Origin of the sequence: Streptomyces sp. NPDC089919 (genome assembly GCF_040684615.1) — a bacterium.
GTDB lineage: Bacteria > Actinomycetota > Actinomycetes > Streptomycetales > Streptomycetaceae > Streptomyces.
Genome location: NZ_JBFBGK010000069.1, coordinates 12,333 through 32,499, shown reverse-complemented (window position 1 = coordinate 32,499; position 20,167 = coordinate 12,333). Strand labels below are relative to the sequence as shown.

Below are 20,167 nucleotides of genomic sequence, written 5' to 3'. Positions count from 1 at the left end.
GCCTTGCCGGCCCGGGCTCGGGCCGGACCGGGCCCCTCCACCCCGCCCACCCCTCCCAGCCCGTCCGGCGCTTGAGGACCGGGCCCGGGCGGAGCCCGCCCCTCCACCCCGCCCGCCTTCCCAGCCCGTCCGGCGTTTGAGGACCGGGTCCGGGCGGAGCCCGGGGAAGGGCGGGTAGGGGACAGCGCCGCAGGCCCGCCTTGCCCGGTACGCCGAGCCCGGCTGGGCCCGCTCAAACGCCGCTCGGGCTGGAGGTAGGCCCGGTTCAACCCGTACGCCCAGCCCGGCTGGGCCCGCTCAAGCGCCGCTCGGGCTGGAAGGGGGCGGAGGTAGGCCCCTCCAAGCCGTACGCCGGGGCCCCGCCGGGCCCGCTCAAGCCCCGCTCGGGCTGGACGGGGGCGGAGGTAGGCCGCCCTACAAGACGTACGCCGGGGTCAGTGGGGCATTGAGGCCAGGGCGCCCCGCAGGGTGCGGAGGGCTTCGGCGCGGCAGCCGGAGGCCGGGTGGGCCCGGCCTCGGTAGATCACCCAGATCGTCAGGTTGGCCGAGCGGACGCCCAGCCGGCAGCCCGTGCCGTCGGACATGCCCACGGCAACGGCCTGCTCGTCCGCGATGCCCTTCCCGTCCCGCTCGGCCTCCAGGTCCGCGACCCGGCGCGCGAAGTCCCGCTGGGCCATCACCACCGCCGACGTCGCCCCGGCGGCCCGGTTCAGGCTCCAGTCGACGACCTCGTCGCTGCCGGGGTCCGCGGAGTGCCACGTACAGGAGGTCTGGGCGGTCTTGCCGTCCTGGACGTGGTAGTCCTGCGTCGCGTCGCGGGGCCCCAGCAGCGAACCGTCGGCCATCTCCTCGCAGGTCGGCATGGTGGCGTAGTCCGCGGTCCGGACCCCCGCCGTCCCACCTCCGCCCCCGGATCCGCCCCCGGATCCGCCCCAGAGGAGCCGCCCGCCCGCGGCGAGCACGCCGAGCACCACCACCGCCCCGGCCACCGCCGTCACACGGCGGATCCGCCGCCCCCGGTCCGGCCCGGCCGCCCCGCCCGGCGCGACGACCGTGCCCCCGCCGGCCGACCCACCGGCCACCGGCACCCCGCCCGCCGCCACGGCCGACCCACCAACCGACGGCACCCCGTCCAGCACCGTCCGCTCCGGCGACCCCAGTACCCGGTCCACCTCGGCCTGTTGGGCGGCGACCAGGTCCCGGACCGCCGGGGGCCAGGGGCCGGCCGGCGGGGCGGAGCCCAGCAGCTCCAGCACGCCCTGCGGCGTCGGCCGCCCGGCCGGGTCCTTGGTCAGGCAGGCGGTGACCAGCTCCCGCAGCCCCGCCGGTACGCCGGACAGGTCCGGCTCTTCGTGCACCAGGTCGTACAGCGTCTGGAGCACGGACCCGCGGGCGAACGGACTGCGCCCCGTCGCCGCGAAGGCCAGCACCGACCCGAGGGCGAAGACGTCGCTGGCCGCGGTCAGTTCGCCGGCCTCGGCCTGCTCGGGCGACATGAAGGCCGGCGAGCCGACCACCACCCCCGACTGCGTCAGCTCGGTGGCCCGCCCGTCGTCGGCCCGCGCGATGCCGAAGTCGATGACGCGGACCCCGTCCTCGGCGAGGAGGACGTTGTCCGGCTTGAGGTCGCGGTGGACCAGCCCCGCCCGGTGGATCTCCACCAGCGCGGTGGCCAGCCCGGCCGCCAGCCGCCGGACGGTCTCCTCCGGCAGCGGCCCCACCCGGTCGACCACCGCCCCGAGCGACGGCCCGGTCACGAACACCGAGGCCAGCCAGGGCGTGGCGGCCTCCGCGTCGGCGTCCAGCACGGCGGCCGTGAAGGCACCCGAGACCTTCCGGGAGGCCGCGACCTCGCGCCGGAACCGGGCCCGGAACTCCTCGTCCGCCGCGATCCGCGCATGCACCTGCTTGACCGCGGCCAGCCGCCCGTCCGGTCCGGCCCCGAGCAGCACCCGGCCCATGCCGCCCCGCCCCAGCTCGGCCAGCAGCCGGTACGGCCCGATCGCCCGCGGATCGGCCGCCTTGAGATCCCTCACCCCTCACCCTCCCCCGTCAGGCCTTCGGCGGGATCCGCAGCCCGGACCTGGCGAAGTACTTCGCCATCGACTCGCACTCGGCCCCCGCCGCGTACCGCGTCCCCGTCACGGTCACCACCACTCGAAGGTTGACATCCCGCACTGACAACTCGCAGGCCGTCCCCTCCTCGGCCTTGGCCCAGGCGGCCTCCTCACCGAGTCCGACCGAGGCCGACCGCCCGCCGTCCGCCCGGACCTCCTCCTGGGCCTTGTCGGCCTGTTCGGCTCCGGAGCCGCGGCCGCCGCCCTTCTCGTAGAGGCCCCAATAGACGGTGACGGTTGCGGACGTACCGGCGGACGAGTCGAAGCTCGCCCAGCCGCAGGTGTTGTTCGGATCGGCCCAGGACCCGTCGCGCCGCGCGATCCCCGCCCCGCCCGGCCCGGTGAACCCGACCGGGACCTGCATCTCCCCGCCCACGTCCCGGCAGGTCATGGCCTTGGCCCGGTACTCGTCGGGCACCTCGGACAGCGGCGGGTCCGCGAGGTACGCCCGGACGCCGAGCGCGCCGCCCGCGAGCAGGGCCACCGCCCCGGTGGCCATCGCGGTCCGCCGCCACCGTCTGCGCCCTCCCGGGGCGGGGGCGGGTACGACGGCTGGTACGGCGGGCAGGGTCGCGGCCAGCGCCTCGGCCTCGGCCCGCTGGCCGGCGGCGAGCGCCCCGACCGCCCCCGGCCAGGGCCGGGCGGTCGGCTCGACCGTGCCGAGGGCCGCCAGGATCCCGGCGGGCGCGGGCCGCCGCTCCGGGTCCTTGGCGAGGCAGGACGCGATGAGCGGCCGGAGCCCGGCCGGTACCCCCGTCAGGTCCGGCTCGGCGTGCAGGACCTCGTACAGCAGCGCCGGTACGGAGGCGGCGGCGAAGGGCGGCCTACCGGTGCAGGCCGCGACCAGCGTGGAGCCGAGCGCGAAGACGTCGGTGGCCGCCGAGACCCGCCCGCCCGAGGCCTGTTCGGGCGCCATGTACGCGGGCGAGCCGATCAGCGAACCGGTGTGGGTGATCCGGGTCCCGCCCTCGACGGCCCGGGCGATGCCGAAGTCGATGACCCGGACGCCGTCCTCGGCGAGGAGGACGTTGGAGGGCTTGAGATCGCGGTGCACCAGCCCGGCCCGGTGGATGTCCGCGAGCGCGGTGGCCAGCCCGGCCGCCAGCCGCCGGACCGCCTCCTCGGGGAGCGGCCCGGTCGTGGCGAGGGCCTGGTCGAGGGCCGGTCCCGGCACGAAGGCCGAGGCCAGCCAAGGGGTTTCGGCGTCCGGGTCGGCGTCGAGCACGGGCGCGGTACAGGCCCCCGAGACGGCCCGGGAGGCCGCCACCTCCCGCCGGAACCGCGCCCGGAAGCCGTCCTCGTCGGCGTACTCGGCGTGGATCTGCTTGACGGCGACGAACCGTCCGTCGGGCCCGGCGGCGAGCAGGACCCTGCCCATGCCGCCGGCCCCTAGCTCGGCGAACGGCCGGTAGGGCCCGATCCCGTCGGAGTCGGGCCCACCGGCCGCTATCGGTCTCATACGCGGCCCCCGCCCGGCGTCACAGGCTCCGGACGAAGGCGGCGAAGGCGGCCGGGCTGACGGTGAAGGTGCCGAGGGTGAGGTTCTTGGAGTCCCGGACGGCTACCTGGCATGCCTGTGCGGCTACCTCGATGCACTGGCCGCCGGTGTCCCCGCTGTGCGTGGACTTCTGCCAGGTGGCGTTGCCGAGTGGGGCGCACTCGACGCATTCGCCACCGGTGTCAGAGCTGTAGGTGGACTTACGCCAATTCGCGCCCGTCAGACACTGATTGGTGCTCATAACGCTCCTCCATCACGCGGGCGATCAGCGCCGCCGAGTCCTCCACGGACAGCGCGGCGGCCTGCAAGTGATCGTATCGGAGCGAGCCCTCCCTGACGGCGTCTGGATTGGCCGTCATGTGCCCTTGCACGAAGTCCTCGGTGTAGACGAGGTCTGGATCATCCTCGAAGCGCAACAAGGTGAACGTCCCCGGAAGGCCCGCATGTGCGCCTGAGGCGAACGGAAGGATCTGGATCTTCACCCAATCACGCTTCTGGAGACCCAACAGATGCGCGAGTTGGGCTCGCATGACCTCAGGGCCTCCGATCTCCTGATGCAGCACCGCCTCGGCCAGCACGACCCACAGCAGAGGCGGAGTAGGGCGGTCGAGAATCCGCTGTCGGTCCATCCGGGCCGCAACTTGGGCATCGACACCTTCCGTCTTCCACGCGCCGAGGACGGCACGCGCGTAATCCTCGGTCTGGAGAAGGCCGTGCACCAGCTGCGCCTGGTACGTGGAGATGTACGTGGCCTTGGCCTCCATCTCCGCGTACGGCTGGAACCACGTCGGCAGTTGGCTCCGCAAAACCAGCCCGACCAGCCGGGAGAAGAACCCGCCGGTCCCCAAGGCCGCGTCCACCCGTTCCGAGAACTCCCGCGTCGGTACCTTCTTGGCGGTCTCGATCTGCCCGATCAGCGAGGCGGTGCAGAAGACGATGCCGCCCAACTGGCCCTGAGTCAGCTTCGCCTCCTCTCTCAGGCGACGCAGTTCAGACCCGTAGTAATCCAGCGGCGACGCGCTGGGATCGAGATCGCGGACGTTGACCATGAGGTGGTCACCCCCAGTTCCAACCGGGTACGGCGTGGGTTTCAATCCGTAGCCGAGCGTAACCATTCCGCCGCAGCCTGGTGGCATGAATCACGCAACTGAGCCGCTGATGCCAGAACTTGGCGGCACGTACCGGATGAGCATCACCGTGGGTGAGCACTCCGCCCGCCACATCCGGGCCATCCTCCACACCTTCCTCCACAGTTGGGGACTGCCCGAACTGGTGGACGGGGCCGGGCTCGCGCTGACCGAGCTGGTGGCGAACGTGGTGCGGCACGTGCCGGACCGGCGGTGCGCGGTGCTCATCCTGCGGCGGCCGGAGGGGTTGCGGGTGGAGGTGTACGACGGGGTGGCCGCCTGCCCCGGGCCGGTGCGGGGCGGCGACCCGCTCGCCGAGACCGGCCGCGGCCTCCTCCTCGTCGAGGCGGTCACCGACCGGTGGGGCGTCGACCCCAGCCCGCACACCGGCGGCGGCAAGACGATCTGGTTCGAGTGCGACGGCCCGGGACCCGGCCTAGGCTGGTGATGTCGCCCGTGTCCAGGTCCTCGTACGACGAGACGGGAGGGCACCCGTGAAGCAGCCCAGCCGAAGCCGGTTGCGGCGGGCCTGTGTGGCCGCCGCGGCCGTGAGCGTCCTGACCGCGCCGGTCCTGGCCGGAGCCGCGTACGGTGCGCCGCCGACGGTGGCGGCGGCCGCCCCCTCCCCCAGCCCGGACGGCACCGGCACCGGCACCGGCACCGGCGTCTTCCGCGAGCTGACCCCGGCCGTGGCCGCCCAGCTGGACGCGGCGATCCGGCGGACCATGACCGAGACCCGGACCCCCGGCGTGATCGTGGGCGTGTGGACCCCTGACAAGGGCAGTTACGTGAAGGCCTTCGGGGTGGCCGACAAGGCGACCGGTGCCCCCATGTCCACCGGCCTCTACATGCGGATCGGCAGCGAGACCAAGACCTTCACGGTGACGGCCCTGCTGCGGCTGGTGGACCAGGGGAAGCTGAAGCTGGACGACACCATCGACCGGTACGTCTCCGGGGTGCCGAACGGCGACCGGATCACGCTGCGGCAACTGGCCGGGATGCGCAGCGGGTTGTACAACTACGCCGACGACCCGGCCTTCAACAGGTGGCTGGACACGCTGCCGACGGAGCCGATACCGCCGCAGCGGCTGCTGGAGTACGCCTTCGCGCACCCGGTGCAGTTCGAGCCGGGCGCGAAGTTCGAGTACTCCAACACCAACATCATCCTGTTGGGGCTGGCCATGGAGAAGGCCACCGGGAAGCCCTTCGCCCAGGTCCTGAAGGAACAGGTGCTGAGGCCGGCCGGGCTGCGGCACACCAGCTTCCCCGCCACCGGGACCGAGTTCCCGAAGCCGCACGCGCAGGGCTACACGGAGCAGACGACCTCGGGGAAGACCGAGGACTCGACCTACATCACGCCCTCCTGGGGCTGGTCGGCCGGGGCGATCATCTCCGACCTCCAGGACCTGCGGAGCTGGGCGAGGACCCTGGCGACCGGGACGCTGCTGACGCCCGCCACGCAGCAGGCGCGGCTGGAGATGCAGCCGATCGGGAAGCCCGGGGCGAGCTACGGGCTCGGGATCTTCGACGTGCAGGGCTGGATCGGGCACGACGGGTCGATCCCGGGATTCGAGTCGCTGGTGGTCTACCTGCCCCAGGCGCGGGCCACGATGGTGGTGCTGCTCAACACGGACGTGCTGACCGCCGGGCGGGAGCCGACCGCCTTCTTCGGGCAGGCGGTCACCGGGATCGTCTCCCCGGCGCACGAGTACCCGGGGCACGAGTCGCTGCTGCACCCGCGGTAGGCGGGCTCCCCGCCTAGCGGACCGCCATCGGCGCCAGTCCGAGGGCGGCCAGCGCGGCCGCCCCGGCCGCGGCGTGCTCGCCGCCGGACAGCAGCAGCGTGCGGGCCCACTGGTAGCGGCAGCCGGCCGCCTCGAAGGCGGGGGCGCTGGCCAGTACCGCGGCCGGGTCGCCGTCCAGCAGCCCCTGGGCGCGCTCCACCAGGGCGGTGGCGACCGGGTTCCCGGCGACCGTGGACCGGGCGGCGGCCAGGCGGGCCCGGGCGTCGGGGTGGCCGGCCAGGACCGAGGCCTCGGCCCGCAGCGCCTGGTACCAGTGCAGCCAGACCCAGCAGACCCACTTCCACACCTGTGCGGGTTCGGGGGCCAGCCGGTCCAGGGCTTCGAGGGGGTCGCCGTGGTGGAGCAGGACCAGGGCGTCGAAGACGGCGCCGTGGCCGTGCCGGTTGTCGTCGGCGCCGCCGGACCGGTCGGTGATGGCGAGCCAGGCCTCCCGGGCCTCCCGGTCGCCGCGCAGGCCGTGGACCATCGCGACGGCCGAGGCGGCCGGGCCCAGGGAGAAGGACCGCTGACGGCCGGTCCGCATCCAGGCGTCCCGGAAGCGCAGGCTGCCGGTGAGCACGTCCTCGGCGCGGCCCGCGAAGGCGTCCGCGACCAGCAGCCAGGAGGTGGCGTGGTCGCCCACGTCGGCGAGCTGGGGCTGGGCCGCCAGCTCTGCGCCCCAGCGGCGGGCGGCCCGCAGCTCCCCGGCGCCCACGGCGGTGGCGGCGGCCATGGCGAGGGCGTCGACGAGTTCGTGGGTGCGGGCGGGGGTGTCGGGGGCGGAGGCCAGGACGGCGATCCGGTCCCGGGCCGCCTCGGCGGCGGCGAAGGTCTCACCGGCCCAGCTCTGGGCGCCGGAGAGGGCGTCGAGGGCGGCGGACCGGGCCACCGGGTCGCCGGCGAGCCGGGCCAGTTCGACGGCCCGCTCGGCGCAGGCGACGGTGTCGGGGGCGGAGTTGTCCGGGGCGCCCTGGACCGCGCCGAAGGCGTCCGCGACCACGGCCGCCTCGGCCAGCGCGAGGGCCGCCGCGGCGGCCGGGTCGCCCGGACCGGCCAGCTCGCGCGCCTCGCGGAGCAGGTCCATGACCTCGGCCGCGGCCGGGACCCGGAGGAACGTACTGGAGAAGCGGTACGCGGCGGTGGCGGCGGCCGCCAGGTCGCGGGCGGCCCCGGCGGTGTCCCCGGCCCGGCGGGCGGCCTCGGCGGCGGCAAGGTGCAGGCGGTGGATGTCGTCGCCGAGCCGGCGGCAGCCGGCCACCCCGGCGGCCCGGCGCAGGGCTGCGGCGGCCTCGGCGTCGGTGGCGGCGAGCCGGGCGGCCTGCTCGTAGCGCTGCTGGGACTCGCCCAACAGGTTGCGGGTGAAGGCCAGTCCGGCCAGGTCGAGCGCGAGGCGGCAGGCATCGGCGCGCTGTTCGGGGCGGTCCGCGGCCCAGGCCAGGGCGGCCCGCAGGTCCTCGGCGACCGCGTCGAAACGGGCCCGCCACTGCGCGTCGTCGCTCTCCCCCAGGCGGGCCGCACCGGCCAGGCACCAGGCCAGGTGGCGGGCGCCGGCCTCGGTGGCCTCGCCGGTCTCGGCCAGCCGCTCGGCGCCGTACTGGCGCAGGGTCTCCAGGGCCTGGTAGCGGGTGCCGGTCGCGGAGTGCGTCACGGCCAGCAGGCTCTGCTCGGCGAGCCGGCCCAGGCCGTCGGCGACCGCGGCCGGTGCCAGCGGGGCGAAGCCGGCGACCTCGGCGGCGGCTTCGGCGGTGAAGGGGGCGACGAAGGCCGAGACCCGCCGCAGCACCGCCCGGTCCTCCGGTTCGAGCAGGTCGTGGCTCCAGTCCAGGACGGCCCGCACGGAGCGGTGCCGGCCGTCGGCGCGGGGGCCGCCGGCGAGGATCCTCAATTGGTCGGAGAGGCCGGCGGTCAGGCCGTCGAGGCCGAGGGTGGACCAGCGCGCGGCGGCCAGTTCGATGGCCAGCGCCATGCCGTCGAGGCGTTCGCAGAGGGCGGCGATCCGCTGGTGTTCCTCGGGGGCCGGGGCCCGGCCGACGGCCGCGGCCCGCTCCAGGAAGAGGGCCACCGCCTCCGAGGTGCCGCCGCCGACCCGGGAGAGCGGCTGCACCGGGAAGACCCATTCGAAGGGCACCATCAGGCGGGCCCGGCTGGTGGCGAGCACCCGGACGCCGGGGCAGGCCACCAGGAGGCGTTCCAGGAAGGGGGCCACCCCGTCGCGGACGTGCTCGCAGTTGTCGAGTACCAGCAGCGTGCGGCGGTCCGCGAGGGCGGCGGTCAGCGCGTCGTCGACGCCGCGGCCGGGCTGCTCGCCCACGCCCAGGGCCGCCGCGACCGCCGCGCCCACCCGCTCCGGGTCGGTGACCGGGACCAGGTCGACGAAGCCGACCCCGTCGGGGAAGTCCCCGGCCACCTGGGCGGCGACCGCCAGGGCGAGCCGGGTCTTGCCGACGCCGCCGAGGCCGACGGCGGTGACCAGCCGACGGTCCGTCACGGCCGCCGCCAGCTCCTCGCGTTCACGGGCGCGGCCCACGAAGGCCGTCAGCGGTACGGGCAACGCGACTGCCGGGAGCGGGCGTTCGGCCGGAGCGGGGGCGGCGGCCGGGGCGGCCCGGCGGGACAGGGCCCGGCGGTCGGGCAGTTCCAGCTTCCGCAGCAGCGAGGAGACGTGCGACTCGACCGTGCGGACGGAGATGAACAGCCGGGCGGCTATCTCCGCGTTGCTCAGGTGCTCGCCCAGCAGGGCGAGGACGTCGGCTTCCCGGGCGGAGATCACTGGAGTGGACACCGGGTCATTATGCGGAGCCGGGTGCGGGGGCGTTCCGTGGCCCGTCCGTGGGCTTTCCGTGGTCTTTCCGTGGTGAGCACGGAGGCGCCGGGCACCCCTGCCGCGGGAAGCTGTGAGCACAGGGGGAACGGGCCGGTGAGAGCACCGGGCCGACCGGGACCCGCGACGACAGGAGTGACCGTGACCAGCGCTTCCAGCCCTTCCGTGCAGGGGATCAAGACCGTGCTGCACCCCGTGTCCGACCTCGCCCAGGCCAAGGCCGTGTACGCCGCGCTGCTGGGGGTCGAGCCGGGCACCGACGGGCCGTACTACGTGGGCTTCGACGTGGCCGGGCAGCACATCGGCCTGCTGCCGGGCGGCGGGCCGCAGGGGCTGACCGGGCCGACGGCCTACTGGCACGTCGCGGACATCGAGGCGAAGGTCGCCGAGGTGACCGCGGCCGGTGCCACCCTCAAGGACGCCCCGCGCGACGTGGGCGAGGGCCGGCTGGTGGCCACCGTCATCGACCCGGACGGCAACCTGCTCGGTCTGGTGCAGGACCAGTGAGCACGGCCCCGCGCAGCCGCGCCGAGCGCCGCCGCGACACCGAGCACCGGCTGGCCCAGGAGGTCGACGTCTGGGTGGCCACCGCCTCCCCGGACGGCGCCCCGTACCTGGTGCCGCTCTCCTTCGACTGGGACGGCGAGGCGCTGCTGGTGGCCACCCCGGCGAAGAGCCCCACCGGCCGGAACCTGGCCGCCACCGGGACCGCCCGGCTGGCCCTGGGCCCCACCCGCGACGTGACCATGATCGAGGGGGAGGTCGAGGTCCTGGCCGTCGACGCGCTGCCGCCGCAGGTGGGCGACCGGTTCGCGGCCCGTACCGGCTTCGACCCGCGCACGCTGGCCACCCCGTACCGCTATTTCCGCATCACCCCCCGCCGCGTCCAGGCCTGGCGGGAGGCCGACGAGCTTCCCGGCCGCGAGCTGATGCGCGACGGCGCCTGGCTGGTCTGACGCCGGCCGCCCCCTCCATCCGACATCCTTACTTTTCAAGGGAGATCCACCATGAGCAACGCCGACAACACCGCGCACCAGGGCTTCACCGCCGAGGAGCGGGCCGCGATGAAGGACCACGCGAAGGCGCTCAAGAAGGAGGCCTCGCGCGGCGGTTCGAAGGCGGAGAAGGCCGCGCAGGCGCTCCAGGACGTGCTCGAGAAGATCGCCGAGATGCAGGGCTCGGACCGCGAGATGGCCGAGCGGGTGCACGCCGTGGTCACCGCCACGGCCCCGCAGCTCGCGCCGAAGCTCTGGTACGGGATGCCCGCCTATGCGCTGGACGGCAAGATCGTCTGCTTCTTCCAGTGCGCGGAGAAGTTCAAGGCCCGCTACGCGACCCTCGGCTTCAGCGACCAGGCGCAGCTGGACGACGGCCCGATGTGGGCGGCCGGCTTCGCGCTGACCGCGGTGACGGCCGAGGTGGAGGAGCGGATCGCCGACCTGGTGAAGCGGGCGGTGGGCTGAGGCGCGGGCGTCCGGGTCCGGCGGGTACGGGGCGGTCGTGGTGCGTGGGGACCCGCGCACCACGACCGGCCCCGCGGGCGCGTGACGCGGAGCACTCCGACCCGCCGGTAACAACGCGCGCCGGGTACGGCACGATGGCCGTTCCCGCGCAGTCCGCGCGGGCCACGCAGCACGCACCAGCCCGGAGGAACCCCATGGCCGCGGCCCCCAAGCCGGAGACCCTCGCCGCCTTCGAGGCGGCCAAGGGCTTCATGCCCGTCAACGAGGGCCTGGCCCTGTACGCGGCCGCGGCCGAGGCCGCCGTGCTCGGGCTGCCGCTGCTGGAGGTGGGCACGTACTGCGGGCGCTCCACCATCCTGCTGGCCGACGCGGCCCGGGAGGCGGGACTGACCGCGATCACCGTGGACCACCACCGCGGCAGCGAGGAGCAGCAGCCGGGCTGGGAGTACCACGACCCGACGGTGGTGGACCCGGAGCTCGGGGTCATGGACACCCTGCCGACCTTCCGCCGGACCCTGCACAAGGCAGGCCTGGAGGAGCACGTCCTGGCGGTGGTGGGCCGGTCCCCGCAGGTGGCGGCGGTCTGGGGCGGGAAGCTCGGCTTCGTCTTCATCGACGGCGGGCACACCGACGAGCACGCCACCGGGGACTACGAGGGCTGGGCCCCGCACCTGGCCGAGGGCGGCACGCTGGTCATCCACGACGTCTTCCCGGACCCGGCCGACGGGGGCCAGGCGCCCTACCGGATCTACTGCCGGGCGCTGGAGTCGGGGGCCTTCACGGAGGTGTCGGTGACGGACTCGATGCGGGTGCTCAAGCGGACCGGCCCGGGGATCTGAGCCCGGCCCCGGGAGCGGGGCCGGGCCGTCTCCTCTAGGACACCGCGGACCGGCCCGCAACCCCAGCAGCCCCGTCGGCGTACAAGAATCACAAAATAGGACCGAAGGGAGCGTGTCCGGCCGGAAGGCCGGGGCGCCTCCCCCGGGCCGCACTAGCATCGGCCCGTGCCGTACGACGACAGTGCCCCGCGCCCCGAATCCTCCGACGCCATCAGCCCGGACCGGCCGCGCCTGCTGCGCCGGTCCACGCTGGCCGTGGCCGCCGCGGTGCTCGCGCCCACCTGCCTGGCCGGGTGGGTGCTGGTCAACGTCCTCAGCGGGTCCGGCTCCGGCGCCGCGGCCGAGACGGTGCAGGGCGCGCCCCTGCCGTCGTCCGGTACCGCCGCGAGCCACGGCGCGGCCCCGACCCACGGCGACGCCAAGGCCGCGCCGGGCACCGCCACCCCGCCGCCGGTGGACCCGTCCGCGGAGGCGGCCGGGCCCGATCCCCGGCCGCGGGGTCCGCTGGCCGGCCGCACGGTCGTGCTCGACCCCGGGCACAACCCGGGCAACTTCCGGCACACCACCGAGATCAACCGGCGGGTGGACATCGGGACGAACCGCAAGGAATGCGACACCACCGGCACCACCACCAACGCCGGTTACCAGGAGGCGCAGTTCACCCTGGACGTGACGGCCCGGCTCAAGGCCGTCCTGGCCGCGCAGGGCGCGAAGGTGGTCGTCACGCACACCGCCACCGACCGGGCCTGGGGCCCCTGCATCGACGAGCGGGCCCGGATCGGCAACACGGCGCACGCCGACGCGGTGGTCTCGATCCACGCCGACGGCTCCTCGGCGGGCAACCGCGGCTTCCACGTGATCCTGCCGGCCAAGGTGCACGCCGGCGCGGCCGACACCACGCCCATCACCGGCCCCTCCCGGGTCCTGGGCACCCGGATCGCGGGCAACTTCGCCCGGGTGACCGGAATGCGGCCCTCCAACTACGTGGGCGGCGGCACCGGCCTGGTGGTCCGCGAGGACCTGGGCGGACTGAACCTCTCGACCCGGCCCAAGGTCTTCATCGAGTGCGGCAACATGCGCGACGCCACCGACGCCGCGCTGCTGACCAGCCCGGCCTGGCGGCAGAAGGCCGCACAGGGCATCGCCGACGGGATCCGGGGCTTCCTGGGCGGATAAGCCCGCGCTCCGCCCGTCTGACCGGAACCGACCCGCCGCGTCCGAAATGCCGGTGGCTCAATTCCTGTTCCTGGGCATACCTTTGGCGATTTTTGATCAACCGCTGCCCCTCGCGTGAACCGTTCCTGACAAGCATGGCGCGGTACCGCCCGCTCACCGGTCGACCACCGGCGGCGGGGCCACCCCCACCTCACGCCAGGGACACACATTGAATCGACGACGCATACGGCCGTCGCGCTCGCTGATCGCCGTCGCCGCCGTGCTGCCCGCCCTCGCCGGCGCGCTCGCACTCGGCGTCCCGTCCGCCCAGGCCGCCGACCCGGCCCCCGGACGCGTCGCGCTCCAGGGCACCCAGCCGGCCTGGGCGACCGGTGCCGCCGACCAGGGCAGCGCCGCCGCGGCCGCCCCCGTCACCGCCCGGGTCTACCTCGCCGGCCGTGACGTCAAGGCGCTCACCGCCTACGCCACCGCGGTCTCGGACCCGCACTCGCCGCTCTACGGCAAGTACCTGACCCCGGCCCAGGCCCGCGCACGCTTCGGCGCCACCGACGCCCAGAAGACCGCCGTCGCGAACTGGCTCCGCGGCGCCGGCCTGACCGTGGTGGAGGTCAACGACCACTACATCACCGTCACGGGCAGCGTCGAGGCCACCCAGAAGGCCTTCGCCACCCAGCTGCACACCTACCGCAAGGACGGCCGCAGCTACCGCGCCCCGGCCAAGGACGCCTCGGCGCCCGCCTCCGTCGCCGACGCCGTGCTGACCGTCAGCGGCCTGGACGACGCCCCGCACCGCGTCGGCCACAAGGACACGCTGCCCGGCCCCGGCGCCGGCTTCCGCAACGCCGGCCCGTTCTCCTCGTACTTCGGCTCGAAGACCGCGACCTCGCTGCCCAAGGCCTACGGCCACAAGGTCCCGTACGCCATCAAGGGCTACACGGGCAAGCAGCTGCGCGCCGCCTACGGCGCCGGCAAGTACACCGGCAAGGGCGTGACGGTCGCGATCACCGACGCCTTCGCCTCGCCGACCATCGCCAAGGACGCGCGGATCTACGCCTCCCGCAACGGCGACGCGGCCTGGAAGACCGGCCAGCTGCGCCAGGTCACCCCCGCCAAGTACACCCACACCAAGGACTGCGACGCCTCCGGCTGGTACGGCGAGGAGACCCTGGACGTCGAGGCCGTGCACGCGGTCGCGCCGCAGGCGAACGTCGTCTACGTCGCCGGCGCCTCCTGCAACGACCCCGACCTGCTCGACGCCCTGAACAAGGTCGTCGACAAGCGCCTCGCCGACATCGTCTCCAACTCGTGGGGCGACATCGAGGCCAACGAGACCCCGGACGTCGCCAAGGCGTACGACCACACCTTCAAGATGGGTGCGGTCGAGGGCATCGGCTTCTACTTCTCCTCCGGCGACAACGGCGACGAGGTCGCCAACACCGGCAAGAAGCAGGTCGACACCCCCGCCAACTCCGCCTGGGTCACCGCCGTCGGCGGCACCTCCCTCGCGGTCGGCAAGGGCGACACGTACAAGTTCGAGACCGGCTGGGGCACCCTGAAGGCCGGCCTGTCCACGGACGGCAAGACCTGGACCGACTTCCCGGGCGCCTTCACCAGCGGCGCCGGCGGCGGCACCAGCACCACCGTCGCGCAGCCCTCGTACCAGCGCCACGTCGTGCCGGACTCGCTCGCCAAGGCCAACGGCACCAAGCGGATGCGCACCGTCCCGGACGTCGCCGCGGTCGCCGACCCCAACACCGGCTTCCTGGTGGGCCAGACGCAGACCTGGCCGAGCGGCAAGGTCTACTACGACGAGTACCGCATCGGCGGCACCTCGCTGGCCGCCCCGGTCATCGCCGGCATCCAGGCGCTCGCCCAGCAGGCCGCCCGGCACCCGCTCGGCTTCGCCAACCCGGTCCTGTACTCCCGCTTCGACACGAAGCTGTACCACGACGTCACCGACCGCCCGCTGGGCGCCCAGGGCCTGGCCGTGGCCCGGACCGACTTCATCAACGGCGTCGACAAGTCGAAGGGCCTGGCCAGCTCGGTCCGCACCCTCGGCCGTGACAGCTCGCTGCGCGCGGTGCGCGGCTACGACGTGGTGACGGGCGTCGGTTCGCCGGCCCCGGGCTACGTCTCGTCCTACCGCCGCTAGTCCTCGCACCAGGCAGGTACGCCCGTGGGGCGGTCCGGTTCCGGGCCGCCCCACGGGCTCTTCGCGTTCTCAGGGGCGCTGTGCGTTCTCAAGGGCGCTGTGCGTCTCGGTCCGTGAGACGTTTCCGTGGAACGGGAACCACCGGCCCCCCGATCGATGTCTGAGGGACCCGGAAGCTGTGCGACCAGCAGACCATCCGTACGATCCATCCGTACCATGGTGGCCGCACCTCCGGCGCGACCGCGGCACCACGAGACGACCCGAGACCGAGAAGGACACACCCAAGTGAACATCCGCTCCCTCACTCGAGGCGACGGCGTGGTGATCGGAGCAGCGGCGCTGCTGTTCATCGCCTCGTTCCTCGATTTCTATTCCGTCGACTGCGGAGCGGCCTCCGCCCGCCTCTGCAACTCCATCGACCTGCCGAGCGCGTGGGACACGGACATGACGGGCCTCGTCCTGCCCGCCGTCTTCCTCACCGGGATCGCGGCGGCCGCGCTGATCACCCTCGGCCGGTCGCTGCCCAACGCCCCGAAGTTCCTGGGCTACCCGCTGGAGCAGTGGGGCGTCGTCCTCTCCGTCGCGGCGCTGTGGTCGTCGCTGTGGTCGCTGCTCGTGGGCAACGCGGACCTGGGCGCGGGCGCGATCATCTCCTTCATCGCCGTCCTGGCGCTGGCCGGTGTCGCCGTCTTCGGCGCGCAGGTGCCCGCCCTCAAGGGCCCGCTGATGCCCGCCCCCAAGCCGGCCACGCCGTTCGGCGGCCAGCCGGGCCAGCCCGGACAGCCCGGCCAGCAGGACGCCCAGTACGGCTACCCGGGCCAGAGCGCGTACGGCGCCCAGGGCGGCTCGCCCTTCGGCGGCCAGGAGCACGGCCAGCCGGCGGCCCAGGGTCAGCCGCACGCCCCCGAGGCGCACGGCGCGACGGGTGCGACCGGTCCGGTTTCCGGCGCGGGTGCGCCCGCCGACCAGCCGGCCGGGGACTTCACCCCGTTCTGGTTCGCGGTCCCGGTGGCCCGTCCCCTCTTCGCCGAGGACGGCTCCTCGACCCCGATCGCCGAACTGGCCCCCGGTACCTGGTACCTCGCGGTGGACCAGCGCGGCCCGTCCCTGATCGCCCAGACCCAGGACGGCCGCCGCGGCCTCCTCCAGGACACGAGCGGCATCCAGCGCGGCTGATCCGCCCCTGCGCTCAGGGCTCTCTCCCGATCCCCGCACCGGTCCGCCGGTGCGGGGATCGGGCGTTTTGGCTGCGGGGGCGGGGGGGCGGGTCCTACCCTCGGCTGGTGCCGCGGCCATCGCACTTCCCCGTCCAGGCGCTCTCGCCTGAGCCGAGGGCGCCCCAGCCCTCGCCCGACCTCTATGAATGGCGGTTCGCGGAGGAGGGGGCGGTCTATCTGACCGCCGTGGACCAAGTGCTGACCGACCCGGTGGTCGTGAGCCGGCTGGAGAGCCGCCCCGAGGTGACGGCCGGGGCCGTCCGGACGGCCATGCAGGCCCGAGCGGCCGTGGAACGGACACTGGAACTCGCGCCGCGCGTCCACGGGCTTGCGGGCCGCACCCTCGAACGGCACCGGCAACTGGCCGCAGAGATAAGGGACGCCCGGTCGCGGCTCGCGCAGCCGCAGGCAGCGCCGGACGACCCGCACGGCCCGCTCGGCGCCCTCCGCACCATCGGCCGGCTCCTCTCCGAGCAGATCGTCTCCGTCAGCATCGTCCTGTACGCGGGGCTCCACCTCTGGGCGCTCCATCTGCGGGGCAACCGCTGGCTGCTGCGGCTGGCCGACGAACTCTCCACGGGCCCGGTGCGCCAGGTGACCCTGGAGGTCATCGAGGCGCTGCTCGGCGAGGACCCGCGCTCGGTCCTGGTCTACGACGGGTACCAAGGGCTACGGGCACGCCGGGATGCCCGCTTCTTCGTCCAGAGCGCGTGCGCCGGGCAACTTGCGCGCAAGCTGGCGCTGATCGACAGCGGCACGATCGCGCTGAGCGGGCCCCGGGGCGTGGGCAAGACCACCTTGCTCAACGCGGCGAGCGGGTTGCTACGGCCGGACGAACCACAGGACGCGGACGGCCCGGACCTGGTGATCCACGTCGCGGTGCCCGCCGCCTACACCCCGTACGACTTCGTGCTGTCGGCGCTGGTCGGGGTCACCGAGGAGTACCTGCGGCGGGCGGGGCGTCCCGTACCGGACTTCAGCCGGCTGTCGGGCTTCGCCCGGCTGCGGCAGCACGCGGCCGGGACCGTACGGCGGGCCGGACGGTGGCTGCTGTTCGCTCTCCCGGCCCTCGGCCTGCTGGTGCTGGGGGCCGCCGCGGGTGCGCGGGCGTGGTGGGCGGAGGGCTACGGCCCGGACTTCCTCCTCGACACGACGCAGCATGCCGCCCGGCCGCTGGCCCGGGAGGCGACGGCCCTCTGGCAGGGCCGGTGGGTGCTCGCCTGTGCCGTCGCAGTGAGCCTGGGCGCGCTGCTGTGGGGGCTCCGGCCGGCCGGTCTGCTGCACCCCTACCGGCGGCCGGTGGGCATCCGGCGGATCGGCCGTGTGCTGGTCGGCGCGCTCGGGTTCCTCCTGGTCCTGCTGGCGGCCGCCACCTGCGTGAGCGAGTACGCCCACCTCCTCCGGGAGCTCTTCATCCCACCCCCCGTCAGGCTCGGCAAATACGCCGTGCTGGTCGTGTGCCTCCCCTTCTTCATCCCGCCTTTCCTGTTGGTCTCCGCCATGTCGGAATGGCCGGCCGTGACTCCGCCCTGGTTGCTGAAGAACACGGCCGGGGCGGCCCTGTGCGTCGCCCTGGCCTGGCTGACCGTGGACGTGACCCGGCCCTACGTCTTCGACGCCCAGAACCCGGCCCGGCTGGCCGTGTTCGTCACGGGCTGGGCCCTGGTCGCGGCCGCGTGGCGGGGTCCGCCCGGCCGCCGCACCGGCAATCAGGACCTGGCCCGCCGCTGCCTGAACCAGCTCTACCGGCTGCGGACCGTGCAGGGCACCTCCGCCACCCTCAACCTGGCCCCGGCACCCCTCTTCGGCAGCGCGCACGCCTCGTCCCTCACCAGCGTGGCGCCCAACTTCCCGCAGCTCGTGGCCGAGTTCCGGGATTTGGTGGGGGCCGTCGCACAGGAGCTCGGGGACGAGCCGGACCCCGGCCGGGTCTTCCTGTGCGTCGACGAGCTGGACCGGATGGGGACGCCCGAGCAGGCGCGGACGTTCCTGGCGGAGATCAAGGCGGTGCTGGGCGTGCCCAAGGTGTACTGCCTGGTGTCGGTGGCGGAGGACGTCAGTGCCGGGTTCGTGCGGCGGGGGATGCCGCACCGGGACACCACGGACAGCACCTTCGACGACGTGGTGCACGTCCGTCCGCTGACGCTCGCCGAGTCCAAGGAAGTGCTCGACGCGCGCGTCAAGGGGCTGCCCGGGCCGTACGCGGTCCTGGCGCACGCGCTCTCCGGCGGGATACCGCGCGATCTGATCCGGTACGCGCTCGGGCTGGTCGAGCTGCGGGAGAGCACGCCGTACGTGGAGCTGCGGGACATCGCCCTGCTGATGCTGGCCGAGGAGCTGTCCGACACCCTCGCCGGCTTCCGGGTGCTGCTGGCGGCCCACCCGTGGACGCCCGGGTCGGCGTCCGTACTGCTCGGCTACCAGCTGCTCACCGAGCGGCTGGACGCGGCCGACCCCGCCGGGTACGACGAACTGGTCGCGGCTCTACGGGAGTTCGTGACACCGGCCATCGGATCGCCGACCGAGGAGCCCGCGGCGGCGGCCCGCCAGACGGTCGACGAGGGCCGCGCCTACGCGGCGTACGTCCTCACGCTGCTGGAGGTCTTCACCCCCGCCGGCTTCGAGCAGCGCAGCGAACAGGTCGCGGCCCGCTCCCCGGACGGCTCCGGCCAGCGACTGGCCGACATGCGCGCCCAGTTGGCCGTCTCCCCCTACAGCGCCCTCCTCCTGATCGGCCGCGTCCGCCGAGCCTGGGACCTGCCGGAGCTGGACCCGCCGGGGGTGTAGGGCTTCCGGGCGGGGCGGGGTTGGGCTACCGTCCGCTGACTGGTCGTCAGATATGGGCCGTCGCGGTGGCGGTCGTACGGAGGGGGCGGACATGCGGCTCGGACTCGCACTCGGGTACTGGGGGCGGGGGCCCAACCCGGCCCACCTCGACCTCGCCGTCGAGGCCGAACGGCTCGGCTACGACTCGGTGTGGACCGCCGAGGCCTGGGGCTCGGACGCCTTCACCCCGCTGACCTGGATCGCCGCGCACACCTCGCGGATCCGGCTGGGCACGGCCATCGCGCAGATGGCCGCCCGGACGCCGACCGCCACCGCGATGCAGGCGCTCACCCTGGACCACCTCTCGGGCGGGCGGATGATGCTCGGCCTCGGGCTGTCGGGGCCGCAGGTGGTCGAGGGCTGGTACGGGCGGCCCTTCCCGGCCAGCCCGCTCACCGCGACGCGGGAGTACGTGGAGGTCATCCGGCAGGTGCTGCGCCGGGAAGGGCCGGTGGAGGTGGCCGGGCGCTTCCATGCGCACCCGTACACCGGGCCGGACGGCACCGGCCTCGGCAAGCCGCTCAAGCCGATCACCCATCCGCTGCGGGCGGACCTGCCGGTGCTGCTGGGCGCGGAGGGCCCGAAGAACATCGCCCAGACCACCCGGATCGCGGACGGCTGGCTGCCGCTGTACTGGTCACCGAGCCGGACGGACGTCTACCAGGCCTCGCTCACCGAGCTGCCGGACGGCTTCATGATCGCGCCGATGGCCCGGGCGCAGGTCTGCGCGGACGTCGCGGAGGGTCTGCTGCCGGTGAAGGCCATGCTCGGCTTCTACATCGGCGGCATGGGGCACGCGGCCCGCAACTTCCACGCCGACCTGATGGCCCGGATGGGGTACGAGGCGGAGGCGCGGCACATCCAGGAGCTCTTCCTGGCCGGCCGCAAGCAGGAGGCGGTGCTGGCCGTCCCGGACGCCTTCGCCGACGAGATCTCCCTGGTCGGCCCGCGGGAGCGGATCGCGGAGCGGCTGGAGCTGTGGCGCAAGGGCCCGGTGACCGACCTGCTGGTGACCGCGCCGGACCTCCAGACGCTGCGGGTGCTGGCCGAGTTGAACTCCTAGCCGTAGCCGTGGCCGGATGCGGGGCGCATTGTCGGACCGAGGTGATGTAATGATCCTTGTCGCTACGAGGCCATTACATCACCA

16 protein-coding genes are annotated in these 20,167 nt (G+C 74.3%); 11 read left to right on the top strand and 5 right to left on the bottom strand.

Features of this window, described 5'->3' with window-relative positions; all coding sequences use genetic code 11:
* Positions 1-434: 434 nt before the first annotated feature.
* From AB0O40_RS24950 to AB0O40_RS24935, 4 genes are read right to left on the bottom strand one after another with little or no spacing between them, the layout of a single operon-like run.
* The gene (locus AB0O40_RS24950; protein ID WP_365045785.1) at positions 435-2,036 is read right to left on the bottom strand and encodes a serine/threonine-protein kinase; all 1,602 of its coding nucleotides are present in this window, start codon (positions 2,034-2,036) and stop codon (positions 435-437) included.
* Between the two features lie 16 nt (positions 2,037-2,052).
* Positions 2,053-3,576: a serine/threonine-protein kinase gene (locus tag AB0O40_RS24945; protein ID WP_365045782.1), complete on the bottom strand. Its 1,524-nt coding sequence runs from the start codon at positions 3,574-3,576 to the stop codon at positions 2,053-2,055.
* 19 nt (positions 3,577-3,595) lie between these two features.
* Positions 3,596-3,856: a DUF397 domain-containing protein gene (locus tag AB0O40_RS24940; RefSeq protein ID WP_365045779.1), complete on the bottom strand. Its 261-nt coding sequence runs from the start codon at positions 3,854-3,856 to the stop codon at positions 3,596-3,598.
* Positions 3,816-4,664 carry a helix-turn-helix transcriptional regulator gene (locus tag AB0O40_RS24935; RefSeq protein ID WP_365045776.1) on the bottom strand — a complete coding sequence of 283 codons (849 nt, stop codon included), beginning with the start codon at positions 4,662-4,664 and terminating at the stop codon, positions 3,816-3,818. The genes AB0O40_RS24940 and AB0O40_RS24935 overlap by 41 nt, the downstream gene beginning before the upstream one ends.
* An 85-nt stretch (positions 4,665-4,749) precedes the next feature.
* Here AB0O40_RS24935 and AB0O40_RS24930 point away from each other — a divergent pair, with 85 nt between their 5' ends.
* Together AB0O40_RS24930 and AB0O40_RS24925 are read left to right on the top strand one after the other, a co-directional pair.
* Positions 4,750-5,190, top strand: a complete 441-nt coding sequence (locus AB0O40_RS24930; protein ID WP_365045773.1) for an ATP-binding protein — start codon at positions 4,750-4,752, stop codon at positions 5,188-5,190.
* Positions 5,191-5,236: 46 nt separating this feature from the next.
* Complete coding sequence (locus AB0O40_RS24925) at positions 5,237-6,487, top strand: serine hydrolase domain-containing protein (protein WP_365045770.1); 1,251 nt, start codon at positions 5,237-5,239, stop codon at positions 6,485-6,487.
* Positions 6,488-6,500: 13 nt separating this feature from the next.
* Here the strand turns inward: AB0O40_RS24925 and AB0O40_RS24920 are convergent, their stop codons facing one another.
* A complete protein-coding gene (locus AB0O40_RS24920) occupies positions 6,501-9,308 on the bottom strand; it encodes a LuxR C-terminal-related transcriptional regulator (protein WP_365045767.1) in 2,808 nt (935 codons plus the stop codon).
* 180 nt (positions 9,309-9,488) lie between these two features.
* Between AB0O40_RS24920 and AB0O40_RS24915 the strand changes: the two genes are divergently transcribed.
* From AB0O40_RS24915 to AB0O40_RS24875, 9 genes are all read left to right on the top strand, one after another.
* Positions 9,489-9,854 carry a VOC family protein gene (locus AB0O40_RS24915; RefSeq protein ID WP_365045764.1) on the top strand — a complete coding sequence of 122 codons (366 nt, stop codon included), beginning with the start codon at positions 9,489-9,491 and terminating at the stop codon, positions 9,852-9,854.
* Positions 9,851-10,303, top strand: coding sequence for a pyridoxamine 5'-phosphate oxidase family protein (locus AB0O40_RS24910; RefSeq protein WP_365045761.1), 453 nt, complete (start codon positions 9,851-9,853; stop codon positions 10,301-10,303). Before AB0O40_RS24915 ends, AB0O40_RS24910 begins: the two co-directional genes overlap by 4 nt.
* A gap of 51 nt (positions 10,304-10,354) precedes the next feature.
* Positions 10,355-10,810: a DUF1801 domain-containing protein gene (locus AB0O40_RS24905; protein WP_365045758.1), complete on the top strand. Its 456-nt coding sequence runs from the start codon at positions 10,355-10,357 to the stop codon at positions 10,808-10,810.
* A 194-nt stretch (positions 10,811-11,004) separates the two neighbouring features.
* Positions 11,005-11,649, top strand: a complete 645-nt coding sequence (locus AB0O40_RS24900; protein ID WP_365045756.1) for a class I SAM-dependent methyltransferase — start codon at positions 11,005-11,007, stop codon at positions 11,647-11,649.
* Between the two features lie 165 nt (positions 11,650-11,814).
* Positions 11,815-12,825, top strand: a complete 1,011-nt coding sequence (locus AB0O40_RS24895) for an N-acetylmuramoyl-L-alanine amidase (protein WP_365045753.1) — start codon at positions 11,815-11,817, stop codon at positions 12,823-12,825.
* A gap of 208 nt (positions 12,826-13,033) precedes the next feature.
* Positions 13,034-14,977, top strand: a complete 1,944-nt coding sequence (locus tag AB0O40_RS24890; protein ID WP_365045750.1) for a S53 family peptidase — start codon at positions 13,034-13,036, stop codon at positions 14,975-14,977.
* 285 nt (positions 14,978-15,262) lie between these two features.
* Positions 15,263-16,153, top strand: a complete 891-nt coding sequence (locus AB0O40_RS24885; protein WP_365045748.1) for a hypothetical protein — start codon at positions 15,263-15,265, stop codon at positions 16,151-16,153.
* 107 nt (positions 16,154-16,260) lie between these two features.
* Positions 16,261-18,981, top strand: coding sequence for a hypothetical protein (locus AB0O40_RS24880; protein ID WP_365045745.1), 2,721 nt, complete (start codon positions 16,261-16,263; stop codon positions 18,979-18,981).
* Positions 18,982-19,072: 91 nt separating this feature from the next.
* Entirely contained in the window at positions 19,073-20,083 is a 1,011-nt protein-coding gene (locus AB0O40_RS24875) for an LLM class F420-dependent oxidoreductase (RefSeq protein WP_365045742.1), read from the top strand.
* Positions 20,084-20,167: the final 84 nt, after the last annotated feature.